Source organism: Pseudomonas sp. 05N36, assembly GCF_056397385.1.
Genome location: NZ_JBFTNH010000015.1, coordinates 96,097 through 109,804, shown reverse-complemented (window position 1 = coordinate 109,804; position 13,708 = coordinate 96,097). Strand labels below are relative to the sequence as shown.

14 protein-coding genes are annotated in these 13,708 nt (G+C 59.9%); 7 read left to right on the top strand and 7 right to left on the bottom strand.

Annotated elements, in window-relative coordinates; genetic code table 11:
- Nucleotides 1–213: 213 nt before the first annotated feature.
- Complete coding sequence (pbpG, locus tag AC1DIH_RS19295) at nt 214–1,155, top strand: D-alanyl-D-alanine endopeptidase (protein WP_477772899.1); 942 nt, start codon at nt 214–216, stop codon at nt 1,153–1,155.
- Between the two features lie 81 nt (nt 1,156–1,236).
- Here pbpG and AC1DIH_RS19290 read toward each other — a convergent pair whose 3' ends face one another.
- A complete protein-coding gene (locus AC1DIH_RS19290) occupies nt 1,237–1,911 on the bottom strand; it encodes a peptidase C39 family protein (protein ID WP_477772898.1) in 675 nt (224 codons plus the stop codon).
- A 213-nt stretch (nt 1,912–2,124) separates the two neighbouring features.
- Between AC1DIH_RS19290 and AC1DIH_RS19285 the strand changes: the two genes are divergently transcribed.
- On the top strand, nt 2,125–2,295 hold the full coding sequence (locus AC1DIH_RS19285) for a hypothetical protein (protein WP_477772897.1): 171 nt from the start codon (nt 2,125–2,127) through the stop codon (nt 2,293–2,295).
- Between the two features lie 85 nt (nt 2,296–2,380).
- On the opposite strand, the gene AC1DIH_RS19280 is transcribed toward AC1DIH_RS19285, so the two are convergent.
- Nucleotides 2,381–3,130: a TerC family protein gene (locus AC1DIH_RS19280; RefSeq protein WP_477772896.1), complete on the bottom strand. Its 750-nt coding sequence runs from the start codon at nt 3,128–3,130 to the stop codon at nt 2,381–2,383.
- Between the two features lie 29 nt (nt 3,131–3,159).
- Nucleotides 3,160–3,411 (bottom strand): hypothetical protein, encoded by a 252-nt coding sequence (locus tag AC1DIH_RS19275; protein WP_477772895.1) that lies wholly within the window; start codon nt 3,409–3,411, stop codon nt 3,160–3,162.
- 135 nt (nt 3,412–3,546) lie between these two features.
- Between AC1DIH_RS19275 and nhaR the strand changes: the two genes are divergently transcribed.
- Complete coding sequence (gene nhaR, locus AC1DIH_RS19270) at nt 3,547–4,446, top strand: transcriptional activator NhaR (protein WP_477772894.1); 900 nt, start codon at nt 3,547–3,549, stop codon at nt 4,444–4,446.
- A 4-nt stretch (nt 4,447–4,450) separates the two neighbouring features.
- Here the strand turns inward: nhaR and AC1DIH_RS19265 are convergent, their stop codons facing one another.
- Nucleotides 4,451–5,605: an MFS transporter gene (locus tag AC1DIH_RS19265; protein WP_477772893.1), complete on the bottom strand. Its 1,155-nt coding sequence runs from the start codon at nt 5,603–5,605 to the stop codon at nt 4,451–4,453.
- Between the two features lie 325 nt (nt 5,606–5,930).
- On the opposite strand from AC1DIH_RS19265, the gene sstT reads away from it, so the two are divergent.
- Complete coding sequence (gene sstT / locus AC1DIH_RS19260; RefSeq protein WP_477772892.1) at nt 5,931–7,163, top strand: serine/threonine transporter SstT; 1,233 nt, start codon at nt 5,931–5,933, stop codon at nt 7,161–7,163.
- 65 nt (nt 7,164–7,228) lie between these two features.
- Here sstT and AC1DIH_RS19255 read toward each other — a convergent pair whose 3' ends face one another.
- The 3 genes from AC1DIH_RS19255 to AC1DIH_RS19245 all read right to left on the bottom strand — a co-directional run bounded on the left by AC1DIH_RS19255 (nt 7,229) and on the right by AC1DIH_RS19245 (nt 9,849).
- Nucleotides 7,229–7,738: a DUF1993 domain-containing protein gene (locus AC1DIH_RS19255; RefSeq protein WP_427530480.1), complete on the bottom strand. Its 510-nt coding sequence runs from the start codon at nt 7,736–7,738 to the stop codon at nt 7,229–7,231.
- Nucleotides 7,739–7,861: 123 nt separating this feature from the next.
- A complete protein-coding gene (locus tag AC1DIH_RS19250; protein ID WP_477772891.1) occupies nt 7,862–9,193 on the bottom strand; it encodes a sensor histidine kinase in 1,332 nt (443 codons plus the stop codon).
- Complete coding sequence (locus AC1DIH_RS19245; RefSeq protein WP_477772890.1) at nt 9,190–9,849, bottom strand: response regulator transcription factor; 660 nt, start codon at nt 9,847–9,849, stop codon at nt 9,190–9,192. The genes AC1DIH_RS19250 and AC1DIH_RS19245 overlap by 4 nt, the downstream gene beginning before the upstream one ends.
- A 132-nt stretch (nt 9,850–9,981) precedes the next feature.
- On the opposite strand from AC1DIH_RS19245, the gene AC1DIH_RS19240 reads away from it, so the two are divergent.
- Genes AC1DIH_RS19240 through AC1DIH_RS19230 form a run of 3 tightly spaced genes read left to right on the top strand, consistent with a single transcriptional unit; the run spans nt 9,982 to nt 13,655 of the window.
- The gene (locus AC1DIH_RS19240; RefSeq protein ID WP_477772889.1) at nt 9,982–10,452 is read left to right on the top strand and encodes a DUF2271 domain-containing protein; all 471 of its coding nucleotides are present in this window, start codon (nt 9,982–9,984) and stop codon (nt 10,450–10,452) included.
- A 25-nt stretch (nt 10,453–10,477) separates the two neighbouring features.
- Complete coding sequence (locus AC1DIH_RS19235) at nt 10,478–12,700, top strand: PepSY domain-containing protein (RefSeq protein ID WP_477772888.1); 2,223 nt, start codon at nt 10,478–10,480, stop codon at nt 12,698–12,700.
- Nucleotides 12,690–13,655, top strand: a complete 966-nt coding sequence (locus tag AC1DIH_RS19230; protein WP_477772913.1) for an FAD:protein FMN transferase — start codon at nt 12,690–12,692, stop codon at nt 13,653–13,655. Before AC1DIH_RS19235 ends, AC1DIH_RS19230 begins: the two co-directional genes overlap by 11 nt.
- Nucleotides 13,656–13,708: the final 53 nt, after the last annotated feature.

Here is a 13,708-nt window from a genome sequence, read left to right as displayed (position 1 = left end):
TATGCCAAAGCAATCACATTACGCGCCTCCCGAGCCTCGGCGAAGCCACTGAATCAGACCGTTACAGAACCGATACACCCTAAAATATTTTTCATCTGAGGCACCGCTACAGCAGGCGTGTAGCGCTTTCCTGTCTCATACTCATAAAATGTTACGTTTAATCTAGAAAGCCCGTTGCAGAACGGCATATCCACCCTTACCGAGTCCGCCCGCGTGAAAATCCGTCTATCCATCCTGAGCCTATTTTTTGTACTTACAGGCCCTCTTGTCACATCGAACGTCTACGCACGTGACACCACCGCGGCACCTCGAGACACCTCACAACTGCGCATCGCCTCCGGCAGTGCGATGGTGATCGATCTGCAAACCGACAAAGTCATCTATGCCAGCAACCCGGACGTGATCGTGCCGATCGCCTCGGTGACCAAATTGATGACCGGGCTGATCGTGCTGGACGCCAAGCAGAACATGGACGAATACATTTCCGTTACGATCAGCCAAACCCCGGAAATGAAAGGTGTGTTCTCCAGAGTCAAACTCAATAGCGAACTGTCGCGCAGGGAAATGCTGCAGATTGCCCTCATGTCCTCGGAAAATCGCGCTGCCGCGAGCCTGGCCCACCACTACCCAGGCGGTTACGCAGCGTTTATTGCGGCAATGAACGCCAAAGCCAGGGCGCTGGGTATGACCAGCACCCATTACGTCGAACCGACCGGCCTGTCAGAGCACAACGTTTCCACGGCCCGCGACCTGAGCAAACTGCTCCAGGCTGCACGCAAATACCCGATGCTGAGTGAACTGAGCACGACCAAGGAAAAAACCGTGACGTTCCGCAGACCCAGCTACTCCTTGGGTTTTCACAACACCGACCACCTGATCAACAAGGCCGACTGGGACATCAAGCTGACCAAGACCGGCTTTACCAATCAGGCCGGCCACTGCCTGGTATTGGTGACGAGCATGGGTAATCGCCCGGTTTCGCTGGTGATTCTCGATGCCTTCGGCAAGTACACCCACTTTGCGGACGCCGGACGGATTCGTCAGTGGGTTGAAACCGGCAGGAGCACCTCCGTGCCGAGTGTTGCCCTGCAATACAAAGCCGAGAAAAACCTGCAACATCGCCAAGGTAGCGGCATGGCGCAGACCGACAAATAAGCGCACGAAAAAAGGCCCGCGACGCGAATCGGGGCCTTTATCGATAACGGCGCCTCAAGGCGCCGTTTTTATTCGGTTCGATTAATGGGCAGCCAGTGCTTTGGTCGCCTTGGTTGCTGCCTGCTCCTGTCCAGCCCGAGCCAGATCGTCAGCGGCCTTGAGCCAGCGCTGCGAGTCAACCTTGGCCGGAATCTGGGTCGGCCCCTGAATCAACACCGCCCACCCGCCAGCATTTTCGAACGCGGACTCGAACGACTTGAAGCTCATCAGCAACCGGCGGTCCATTCCGGAACGCAGCAGCACCGTCTGCTTGTGACGGTTGTAGCCGGCGAGAATCGCGTACCTCGGCTCTTTCCAGAACGCCGAACCTTCACTGAAGCGCAGCAGCACCGGGTAACCCGCTGCGACCTGGGTCAACAGCGCCGGCAGATTGCTGTCCAGCGGATACACGACCATCCCGTATTCACGCGCCAGGTTCTGCATGTTCTGCTGCAACTGCGCCTCGGCGCCCGGCAAATGCAGCGGCTTGTCGAGCAGCCCCGGGGTAATCACGATGCCTTGCTGGGAAAGCATGCTGGCCAGCGATTGCGGCCCGCTTTGATAGGCTTCGCCACGGTAAAACGGCATGCCACTGAGCTCGACGCGCTCAGGCAGACGCTGGATTTCAGGTTGCACGCTCCCGGCACAACCGGCCAGGCTCAAGACACAGGCCGCGGCCAGCAAGGCGCAGCGGAATCGGGGAAGTACCGGCAACATCATCACTCACTTGTTCAGGTGCCGGGCAATCGGTCTCCCGGCTTCGCCCGTGATCATAGCAGCGCTATAGCCTTTAACGGCAGTCACATGCAGTTGATAGAGCGAAGGGGTTGGAGACTCATCACACTCGGTCAATTGCCTGCAACACATCAGCGACTAGACTGACCTTTGTACAGAGTGTGTGCCCGAAGCAGGGCAAAGAGGAGGCACTGAATGAGCCTGACGATGATAATCCTGATGCTGATCGGTGGCTGGCTGGCCGTTGCCGCTGCCACGCTGTGGGGCGTGCTGCGCATTACCCGCGGGCACCATCATGCCTATATTCCACCTTCGGCACCTGCCAAAGCCGAGAAACCTGCCCGGCACCACGTCACAGCGCACTGATCGATTCGCTTCATATCCCCCACAAATCAAAACGGCCACCTGCATGTTGTCGAGTGCAGATGACCGTTGGTGTTTACCTTACCGCTTACGCCTCAGCAGCGACCCGCTTCTCCCGTGCCCGGCGCGACAGCATGTTCAGACCTTCAATCGTTGCCGAGAATGCCATGGCCGCATAGATGTAGCCTTTCGGTACGTGGGCGCCGAAGCCTTCGGCGATCAGGGTCATGCCGATCATGATCAGGAAGCCCAGGGCCAGCATCACCACGGTCTGGTTGTCATTGATGAATTTGGCCAGAGGCTCGGCCGCCAGCAACATCACCATCACCGACACCAGCACCGCGATGATCATGATCGGCAAATGCTCGGTCATGCCGACAGCGGTAATGATGCTGTCGATGGAAAACACCAGGTCGAGCATCAGGATCTGACCGATTGCCGCGGCAAAACCCAGTGTCACGCCGGACGTTTGCGACTTCGAATCCTCGGCTGGCGGGTCCATGCTGTGATGGATTTCAGTGGTCGCCTTCCACAACAGGAACAGGCCACCGGCGATCAGGATCATGTCTTTCCACGAGAACGCGTGGTTGAACAGTTCAATCACCGGCTCAGTCAGCTGCACGATGAACGCGATGGTACTCAACAAGCCCAGACGCAGGACCAAGGCCATGCTGATACCGATACGACGGGCCTTGGCACGGTGCTGTACGGGCAGCTTGTTGGTCAGGATCGAGATGAAGATCAGGTTGTCGATGCCGAGCACGATTTCCATCACGATCAACGTAGCCAGGGCGACCCAGGCTGTAGGGCTTGCTGCAAGTTGTAAAAGATAGTCCATGGGTCAGTCCTGACTCGGTGTTGAACGGGTTAGATTTCCTGCGATGTGCCAGGTTTTTTCTCGCTGTCGTCAGCGGGTTTTTCCTTGTTACCGGCGATGTTCGAAGTAGCGTCGCTCAGCGCTTGTTCCGCCGCCTTATGCGTATCGTCGATCGCCTGCCTGGCGGTTTCGGCGGCTTTGCCCATCAATTGCCGGGCACTTTTCTCGGCCTGGTCACAGCCTGTCAGCAGCAGTGCAGAAAGGGCCAGCAACGAAGCGGCGGCCAGGGAGTTGAGTTTCATCATGCTTTCCTCGATAGAGCGGACTTGGCCAAGGGAGTGGCCCGTCGATAGCGAGGCATTCTAAGGAGGCAAACACTTCAGGAAAATTCGTATTTTTAGCGGCTATACTTCGGTTTTTACGAATCGGCAACGCACATGCTCAATTACCGGCAATTGCATTACTTCTGGGTCGTGGCCAAAACCGGCAGCATCGTGCGCGCCTGCGAGCAACTGAACCTGACCCCACAGACCATCAGCGGGCAGATCAGTCTGCTCGAGCAAACCTATGGGATAGAGCTGTTTCAGCGGGTCGGTCGGCAACTGGAACTGACCGAGGCCGGACGTCAGACACTGCCTTACGCCGAGCAGATGTTTCAGCTGGGTAGCGAGCTGGAGGCCATGCTCCGGGCGCAGCCCAATGAACAGCAGATTCTGTTCCGGGTGGGTGTCGCCGACGTGGTGCCCAAATCCATCGTCTATCGCCTGATCGCACCGACCATGGAGTTGACTGAGCCGCTACGCATCACCTGTCGCGAGGACAAACTGGAGCGCTTGCTGGCCGATCTGGCCATTCAGCGGCTGGACCTGGTGATCTCCGACAGCCCGATGCCATCGCACCTGGACATCAAGGGTTACAGCCAGAAACTCGGCGAATGCGGCATCAGTTTTTTCGCCACCAAGGCGCTTGCACAACGCTATGGCAAAGACTTCCCGCGCGGCCTGCACGGCGCGCCCCTGTTGATTCCAGGACAGGAAACCGTGGTGCGCAGCCGCTTGCAGCGCTGGTTCGCCGAACAACAGATTCAGCCACGCATTGTTGGTGAATTTGATGACAGCGCCTTGATGCAGGCCTTCGGCCAATCCGGCAGCGGGATTTTCATCGGCCCGTGCGTGATTGCCGACGAGGTGAGACGCCAATGCGGTGTCGAGTTGATCGGGCAGACCGATGCGGTGACCGAGTCGTTCTACGCGATTTCGGTCGAGCGCAAGGTCAAGCACCCCGGCATTGTCGCGATTACCGAAGGTGCCCGCCGCGAACTGTTTACCGCGCCTTGAAGCCTCAGGCGCAGACGGCCGGGGCTTTGACCTTCATCAGCAACAACGCCAATACAATCGACACCAGGATAAAACCGGCCGCCGCAAACCCCAGGCTGCCCAGGCCCAAGGTGTCGATCACGTGCCCACCGACCATCGCCCCCAAGCCAATCCCCAGATTGGCCCCGGCGATGTTCAGCGACGCAGCAAAGGCTGGCGCCTGCGGTGCGGCTTTCATCAAGCGCACGTGACTGACCAGGAACAACGCGGCCTGGGTCACGCCCCAGATACCCATCGCTGCCGCCAGTCCCAGCGTCGAATGAATGCTTGGCACCAGCGCCACCATGCCGCYGATCATGAAGCCACAGAACACCATCGACGCGATCAACGGATGGCGATCGACCATGCGCCCGCCCAGCGAGTTGCCGATCAGCCCGACCGCACCAAAGCCCATCAGACACCAGCCGACCACAGTGCCGTTGAAACCGGCCAACCGCTCAAGGATGTCGGCCAGGTAGGTGTAAGCGGTAAACATCCCGCTGAAGACCAGAATCGATAACAGCACATGCCCTTGCATCAGTGGGCTGCGCAGAATCTTGAACTGTGAACGCAAGCTCACCTGCTGGTTGTGCAGGTTGGTTTTCGGCAAATAGATAAACAGCAGCAGCGCCTTGGCCAAGGCAATGACCGCGAGAATGCCGAACGCCGTGCGCCAGCCGAACGCATCGGAAATCAACGTGCCGACGGGGATCCCGAACACGGTCGCGCAAACGATCCCGAATCCGATCTTGGCAATCGCCCGCCCCGCGTAGTCCGGCCCGACGATGTCCACTGCCGTTTCACTGGCCAGCGCCCAGAACACCGGCAAACCCAGCGCCGGTATCAGCCGCGCGATGGCCATTACGCCAATGTTCGGCGCCATGGCCGCCAGGGTGTTCGCCAGCCCGAACATGATCAGCACGCTGATAAACAGACGTCGACGCTCAAAACGCGCGAAGTACGCAGTCAGGAAGGGGCCGAAGGCGGCCACGGTAAACGCGAACAAGGTCACCAGCAGTCCCGCCTGGGAAACGCTGACGTCGAGGTCGCGAGCAATCGACGGTAACAGACCGACAATGATGAATTCTGTGGTCAGCACGGTGAAACCGGCGGCTGACAACAACAGGATGGGCAACAGCATGGGGTAACTCCAGAAAACGACAACGCCAGCGACAGCCCAAGGGCTCACTGAGGGGAGATGAAAAAGTGGATGGCGAAGCTTAACAGAGTGTGTCCGACAGCGCTGGCGCACACCTGACATATCCGCTTAAACACTTGGGTGGCAGATCGTCACAGGTCTGAAGGATCGCGACTACGCTGTGATAAAGTCCGCGCCCGCAAAAAATTCACCCTTGCTCATCCGCCACTGCAGATGACGCAATGTGCGCTTGCCCGGTCAGCCTGCCCGTTTGTTGCTGACCGGGTTTCTCGATTCACGGCACCTTAAAAAAATCAGAGATACCGCTATGACTGCTGCTCCGCCTACTCTTTTGCAAAGACTCAAACACACCAGCCTGGTCACGCAAATCGTCATTGGCCTGATCGTCGGCATTGCCTTGGCGCTGTTTGCGCCCGAGGTGGCGAAATCCACCGCGTTCATCGGAAAAGTGTTTGTCTCGGCACTGAAAGCCGTCGCACCGATTCTGGTGTTCGTGCTGGTGATGGCCTCGATCGCCAACCACAAACACGGTCAGGAAACCCACATCAAGCCGATTCTGTTCCTGTATCTGCTGGGCACCTTTGCCGCAGCCGTAGTGGCAGTGGTGGCCAGCAGCCTGTTCCCTTCGAGCCTGGTGCTGTCCACCCACGACGTGGCGATCAGCGCGCCCGGCGGAATCTCCGAAGTCTTGCAAAGCCTGTTGCTGAGCGTGGTCGACAACCCGATCAGTGCGCTGATGAACGCCAATTTCATCGGCATTCTGGCGTGGGCAATCGGCATGGGCATCGCGATCCGCCATGCCGGCGAAACCACCCGTACCGTGCTCGGCGACCTGTCCAACGGCGTCACGCTGATCGTGCGCCTGGTGATTCGTTTTGCTCCGCTGGGGATCTTCGGCCTGGTCGCCTCCACGCTGGCCACCTCGGGCTTCGGCGCGCTGATCGGCTACATGCATCTGCTGGCCGTACTGTTGGGTTGCATGCTGTTCGTGGCGCTGGTGATGAACCCGGTCATCGTGTTCTGGAAGCTGCGCCGCAACCCTTACCCGCTGGTGCTGACCTGCCTGCGGGAAAGCGGAATCACCGCGTTCTTCACCCGCAGTTCGGCGGCGAACATTCCGGTCAACCTGGAACTGAGCAAGCGTTTGGGCCTGCATGAAGACACCTACGCGGTTTCGATCCCGCTGGGCGCGACCATCAACATGGCCGGCGCGGCGATCACCATCACGGTGCTGACCCTGGCGGCAGTGCACACGCTGGGGATTGCCGTGGACATCCCGACGGCCGTGCTGCTCAGCGTCGTCGCGGCGATCTGTGCCTGCGGCGCTTCGGGTGTGGCCGGCGGTTCGCTGCTGTTGATTCCGCTGGCGTGCAGCCTGTTTGGCATTCCGAGCGAGATCGCCATGCAAGTGGTGGCGGTCGGCTTCATCATCGGTGTGTTGCAGGACTCGGCAGAAACCGCGCTGAACTCCTCCACCGACGTGCTGTTCACCGCGGCGGCGTGTCTGGCCCAGGAAGAGAAAACCGTCCAGGCCGCGTAACAAACCGCCCTCATAAAAAACCCGCCAAGGTTCACACCTTGGCGGGTTTTTTGTTGCTGGCGGGTTTAGAACGCGCCCATGTAATCGCGCTTGCCGACTTCAACACCGTTGTGACGCAGGATCGCGTAGGCGGTGGTGACGTGGAAGAAGAACTGCGGCAGGCCGTAGGTCAGCAGGTAAGCCTGGCCACTGAAGCGTTTTTCTTTCGGAGTGCCTGGGCGGGTAACGATCTCGATACCTTCCTTGCCGTTGATTTGCTCAGGCTTGATGCCGTCGATAAAGGACAGCACCTTGGCGAGCAGTGCTTGCAGCTCGGCGAAGGTCACTTCGGTGTCGTCGTACTTCGGCAGTTCGACTTCGGCCAGGCGGGCAGAAACGCCTTTGGCGAAATCGACGGCGATCTGCACCTGACGCACCAGCGGGAACATGTCCGGGTACAGACGTGCTTGCAGGAAGGCGTTCGGGTCGATGTTTTTGGCGGTGGCGTGAGCTTCGGCCTTGTTCAGAACATCGCTCAACGCGTTGAGCATTTGCTTGAAGACTGGAACGGAAGCAGCGTACAGAGAAATAGTCATGGCAGTCTCGTAGGGTGGAGGGTGTTGTGAAAGGAGTAAAACGTGGGCGCGATTATAGCCCTGCTTGCAGCGACGTGCGGCGTGTCTTTGATCCCGCACGACCGGCAACCGTATCCACTCCTCCTAGCGCCCCTGAACAAACTGCACGATGACTTCAAAGCCATCCTGTTTACCCGTCGCGGGCGACACGAGCGTCATCCTCGCATTGACGCCCTGGGCAATCGTCAGCGCGATGGCCAGGCCAAGCCCCGAACCCTCAGCGCCGCTTTCACCGCGCACGAAGCGCTCGGTCAGGCGTTTCAATATCGGCTCAGGCACCACCGGACCGGCATTGACCACCCTCAGGAGTGCCTGACTGGAAAGGCTCACCTCAATGGGTTGATCCGGCGCGCCGTGCTTCATCGCGTTCTCGATCAGGTTGCGCACGAGAATGGCAAAAGCGTCAGGATCAATTGCCGACAGAACGCTGTGTACGGCGGGCAGAACCAGATGAACCCGCTGGCCGGCTGCGTGATTGCACTCATCGACCACATGCGCCAGTAACGGTATGAGGTCTTGTGGCACCTCGGACAGAAGCCCGCCGCCTTCAGCCTTGGCCAGTTGCATCAGCTTTTCCGAGAGTCGCGTCAGCGCCTGGAGAGAGGCCTCGATCTTCGCGGCGCGTACTTGAAGCGGGCCCTCAGGCGCCTCGCGGCGTAAGCGCTGAATGTGTGCCAACGTCGCCGCCAACGGGGTACGCAGCTCATGGGCGCTGTTGGCGGTAAAGCTGCGTTCCGTCTCCAATGCCTTGCGCAGTCGTTCCATCAGATGGTTGACCGCCTCGGCCAACGGGTCGATCTCCGCAGGCAATCGATCCACCTTGATCGGGGACAAGTCACCGACCCCGCGCGTCTCGATGGCTCGGCGGTACGCCCGAACGCTGCGCAGGCTGACGTGCACGAACAACCAGGTGCCCAACAAACTGATCGGAATCAGTGCCAGCAACGGCAGGAGCAACGCGAGCAAGGCCTCCTGAGCGGCTTCGCGTCGATGGGCCAAGGGTTCGGCCATCTCGATGAAAACGCCTTCGCGCGGAGCGCTGGTCCCGTACAAACGGTACCTGGAAGTGGTCGTGAAGCCCTCCACCGGCAGCGGATTGAATATGTCAGGGTCGGCATCATGAGATTGCATCAGGATCTCGCCCCTGGCATCGCGGACCAGGTACGTCAGGTATTCCTTGCGCACTTTGAGCGGCGCAATATGCCGAGCCTGGCGAGGCTCATCACGGCTGCCGATTTCGAGCACGGCCAAGGGCAGGATTCGCTGTGCCGTCTCCTCCAGTGCACTGTCGAAGGCCTCGTTCAATTCGTGTTGCACCACGATCCAGGCGCCGACGGTCGCCCCCAGCCAAAGCAGGGTCATGCCCAGCGTCAGCCCCAGCCCCAGGCGTTTTTGCAGACTTGAGGCGGGCTTCATTCCGGCATCAACCGGTAGCCCATCCCACGGACCGTCTCGATCATCTCGCGGCCCAGTTTCTTGCGCAGACGGCTGATATAGACCTCGATGGTGTTGCTTTCAATTTCGGCGCCGAATGCATACAGGCGATCTTCCAGCTGGGATTTCGATAACAACGCGCCGGGGCGCTGGATAAAGGCTTCGAACAATGCCCACTCGCGCGCGGTGAGGTCCACCGTCATGCCGGCGCGCTGCACCGTGCGAGCGGTCATGTCGATCTGCAACCCGCCCACTTTGATCTGCGGATTGGGATTACCACTGTAACGCCGCGCCACCGCCGCGACTCGGGCGGACAACTCGAAAAGATCGAAGGGTTTGACCAGATAGTCGTCAGCCCCCGCATTCAGGCCCTCGATGCGATCGGATATCTGGTCCCGAGCCGTGAGAATAATCACCGGTGTGACGTCCCCTGCCCCGCGTTGCTGGCGCAAAAAATCCAGCCCTCGCCCGTCCGGCAGCATCAGGTCAAGCAAGATCAGATCGTAACGCGTCGTTCGCACGCTGGTCTGAGCGTGATCGAGGCGCTGCACCCAATCCACCGCGTGGCCGTCATCCGCGAGTTGCTCACGTACTGCCTCGCCGAGCCCCACAGCGTCCTCAACCAATAAAACCCGCATTCCACCCTCCTGTGATGGTTCGTCGTACAACACCTTGGCTGACGAACCTGACAAAGGCCTGAATCACCCTTCAGGTTGCTGTCAGCTTACAGGCGCAGGATTCAGCCACAACGCTTGAACGGGAAATCCACCATGAAAAAGCTGACTGCTGCGATTTGTCTCACCACCGCCATTGCGCTGCCGGGTCTGGCCCAGGCGCGGGAAGTCACCCTGACCACCCGGCTGAAGAATTACGACGGCAATGACGCATATCTGGCGTTTTATGTGACCGACGCCAACGGTAAATACCAGAAAACCCTGTGGGTGGCTGGCAAAAAGGCCAAGTACTACAGGCATTTGTCCGACTGGGCCCGCGGCAGCGGCTTGAACCCCAGCGAGTTTGACGGGGTCAGCGGCGCCAGCGTCGGTAGCGGGCGCACCCTGAAAGTGAGCGTTGAACTGGCAGACACGCTGATTGATGCCGGCTATCAGATCCGCGTCGACAGTGCTACCGAGAACCAACGTGAAGTCCGCTCCGATATTGCCGTGCCGTTAACCACCCAAGGCGCGGGAAAACCTTCGACTGGCAGCGGTTACATCGAGTCCTTTACCTACGACATGTGACACCGGCACCCCTTGGAGGCTGACCATGCTACGCCAGTTTCATTCACTGCCCGGTCTTGTCGCGGCCCTGCTGGTCATGCTGCTGGCGATCAGCGGTGCGATCCTGTCGATCAATCCGGCCCTGGAAAGACTGAACGCGACAGTACCGGCATCCGGTCAGGTGAACGTTGCCGAGTTGGCCGGTCGAGTGGCGAACCACTACCCCGGGGTCGAAAAAATCCGCCGTACTCCCTCGGGTTCAGTCATCGTGTATTTCACCCAGGACGGCCAGACCGGCGCCGAGCGCGTCGACCCGCTGACCGGAGCCGGCGTTGCGAGCTATACGCCCTCGGCGTTCACCCGCTGGGTAAAAGACCTGCACCGCTCATTGCTGTCCGGCACACCGGGGCATGCGGTAGCCGGCATCGGTGCGCTGTTCATCCTGATACTGTCGATTTCCGGGGCTGCGCTGCTGGCACAGCGCCTGGGCGGCTGGCGACGCGTGATGCGGCCACTGCGCGGCAGTTTCAATCAGCGCTGGCATGCCGAAGTCGGGCGTTTCGCGATTCTGGGCCTGCTGTTGTCCGCGTTGACCGGGCTGTACATGTCGGCCACCACCTTCAGCCTGATCCCGGACGGGACGCAACGCGAGCCGGTGTTTCCGAGCACGCTCAGCAGCGGCCCGGCGGCACCGGTCGCAACCTTGCCAACACTGCTGGCGACTGACCTGAACGACCTGCGCGAGCTGGTCTATCCCAGCGTCGGTCATCCCGAAGATTTCTTTTCGTTGAGTACTGCGCAAGGCGACGGTTATGTCGATCCCGTCAGCGGGGCGTTGTTGTCTTACGTGCCCCACGACCGCATGCGGAATGCCTACGAGTTCATCTACCAGTTGCATACCGGCGAAAGCCTTTGGTGGCTGGGCCTGTTCCTCGGCGTTTGCGCGCTCAGCGTGCCGTTGATGAGCGTCACCGGTGCGCTGCTGTGGTGGCGTCGTCGTCAGTCACAGCCGAAAATCCGCCACAACAGTGGCGCGCAAAACGCCGACACAGTGATTCTGGTCGGCAGCGAAAGCAACACCACCTGGGGCTTTGCCAACACCTTGCATGAGGCTTTGCACCAGACCGGCCACCGCGTCCACACCGCGCCCATGAACCGGCTCGCGGTGGGGTATCGCAGCGCCCAACGGCTGTTCATCCTGACCGCCACGACCGGCGACGGCGATGCACCCGCCTCGGCCTCGCAGTTCATGAAACGACTGGCGAATACCCACGTAAAGCCTGGCCTGGGTTTTGCCGTACTGGGATTTGGCGATCGGCAGTTCCCGAAATTTTGTCAGTTTGCCAAGGACACTCAGGCGGCTCTGCTGGCTTCAGGCGGGACGCAGCTGCTGGAACTTGAAACCATCAATCGCCAATCCGCCCAGGCGTTCACACAGTGGGGCACCGCCGTGGGCCGGCTGCTGAACCATGAACTGACGCTGGTACACACCCCGCGGCTGCCGGATACCACGACCCTGACGTTGATCGATCGCACACACTACGGCGAACACGTGAACGCTCCCACCCAGATCCTGCGTTTCAACGCAGCCGCAACGTCTCGCTCGCCGGGTGAGCTCAAACACAGACGCAACAGCGGCCTGCCCCGGTTCCAGGCCGGAGATCTGGTTGGCGTGCTGCCGCCCGGCTCCAGGGTGCCGCGCTACTACTCACTGGCCAGCGGATCAGATGACGGCATTCTGGAAATCTGTGTGCGTAAACACGCAGACGGCGTGTGTTCCGGGTTCCTTCATGACTTGCCGCTGGGAGGACAGATTGAAGCCTTCATACAGCCCAATCCCGAGTTTCGTCCCGGCCGTGGAAAACAGCCGGTGATTCTCATCGGTGCCGGTACGGGGATCGGCCCTTTAGCCGGTTTTATCCGCAACAACAAAGCCAGGCAGCCCATGCACCTGTACTGGGGCGGACGTCACCCGGCGTCCGACTTTCTCTATGAACCCGAGCTTAACCGCTATCTGGCGGATCAGCGCCTCACCCGGTTGCGCGCCGCCTTCTCCCAAACCCATGAACGCAGCTATGTGCAGGACCGCCTGATCGCCGACGCGCTGGCACTCCGTCACCTGATTGAAAAAGGTGCCCACGTATTGGTGTGCGGGAGTCGCGAGATGGCTAAAGGGGTGATGAACGCCCTGGATGAAGTATTGGCCCCACTCGACTTGAATGTGCTGACGCTCAAAACACAAGGACGCTACCGTGAAGATGTCTACTGACCCCCAGCGCTATAGCCTGAGCGGGGAGACCATGGGCACCCGCTACACTGCGGTGTTTTACGCCGAGCCACCGGTGGATGAGGCTGCCATCAACGAGAGTCTGTTTGCGGCTGTCGACACGGTGGATCAACAGATGTCGACCTGGAAGGCCCATTCCGCGCTCAACCGTCTCAACGCAGCAGCCGAACAGCAATGGCTGCCCATTCCCGAGGAACTGGCCACCGTCCTGGCTACGGCGCTGCGGGTGAGTCGTCAATCCAGCGGGGCGTTTGATATCGCCGTGGGTGATCTGGTCAATGCCTGGGGCTTCGGGCCTGGCGAACAACAACCCAGCGCAACGCACATCAGTGCCTCGGATCGCCAGGCGCGCGTGCCAGCCACGCAAGCGCTGGAGATTGATCCGCTGCGCAACCTCGCCCGTAAACGCTCAGCAACTACCCTTGATCTATCAGGCATCGCCAAGGGCTTTGCGGTGGATGAAATGGCACGTTGCCTCGATGGTTGGGGGATAACCAACTATCTGGTAGGAATCGACGGTGAAATGCGCGCGTACGGGGTCAAGCCGGGGGGAGAGTCCTGGGTTGTGGCGATTGAAAGACCCCGCCGCGGTATTCGTGAAGTCATGGGGGTGATGGAAATCAGCGATGCGGCGATTGCCACGTCCGGGGACTATCGTCAGTGGATCGAGGTCGAGGGCCGGCATTACTCGCATACGATGGATCCGGCTCGCGGAGCGCCCTTGTCCAACTCACTCGCGGCCGTGACGGTGGTCGCCGCCACCTGCATGCTCGCCGATGCATGGGCCACTGCGCTGATGGTCCTGGGAGAGAAAGCCGGTCCCGAGCTTGCGCAGGAACGCGGTATGGATGCGTTGTTCGTAATACATGATGGTGAGCATTTCAGGGAACTATCGGTTGTTGCCGGACAGCTCCAGGCGCAGATTGAAACTCGCTGAAACGACCAGGCCAGCGGTTGGTTTATCCAGGCATTTTTTTATTTGGTATCAAT

Bases quoted from the DNA above. Each gene is read 5' to 3' on its own strand.
- AC1DIH_RS19230 (WP_477772913.1), top strand. From the start codon at position 12,690: ATGTCTACTGACCCCCAGCGCTATAGCCTGAGCGGGGAGACCATGGGC.
- AC1DIH_RS19240 (WP_477772889.1), top strand. From the start codon at position 9,982: ATGAAAAAGCTGACTGCTGCGATTTGTCTCACCACCGCCATTGCGCTG.
- AC1DIH_RS19275 (WP_477772895.1), bottom strand. From the start codon at position 3,411: ATGAAACTCAACTCCCTGGCCGCCGCTTCGTTGCTGGCCCTTTCTGCA.
- sstT (WP_477772892.1), top strand. From the start codon at position 5,931: ATGACTGCTGCTCCGCCTACTCTTTTGCAAAGACTCAAACACACCAGC.
- AC1DIH_RS19245 (WP_477772890.1), bottom strand. From the start codon at position 9,849: ATGCGGGTTTTATTGGTTGAGGACGCTGTGGGGCTCGGCGAGGCAGTA.
- AC1DIH_RS19290 (WP_477772898.1), bottom strand. From the start codon at position 1,911: ATGTTGCCGGTACTTCCCCGATTCCGCTGCGCCTTGCTGGCCGCGGCC.
- AC1DIH_RS19280 (WP_477772896.1), bottom strand. From the start codon at position 3,130: ATGGACTATCTTTTACAACTTGCAGCAAGCCCTACAGCCTGGGTCGCC.
- AC1DIH_RS19255 (WP_427530480.1), bottom strand. From the start codon at position 7,738: ATGACTATTTCTCTGTACGCTGCTTCCGTTCCAGTCTTCAAGCAAATG.
- AC1DIH_RS19250 (WP_477772891.1), bottom strand. From the start codon at position 9,193: ATGAAGCCCGCCTCAAGTCTGCAAAAACGCCTGGGGCTGGGGCTGACG.
- nhaR (WP_477772894.1), top strand. From the start codon at position 3,547: ATGCTCAATTACCGGCAATTGCATTACTTCTGGGTCGTGGCCAAAACC.
- AC1DIH_RS19285 (WP_477772897.1), top strand. From the start codon at position 2,125: ATGAGCCTGACGATGATAATCCTGATGCTGATCGGTGGCTGGCTGGCC.
- AC1DIH_RS19235 (WP_477772888.1), top strand. From the start codon at position 10,478: ATGCTACGCCAGTTTCATTCACTGCCCGGTCTTGTCGCGGCCCTGCTG.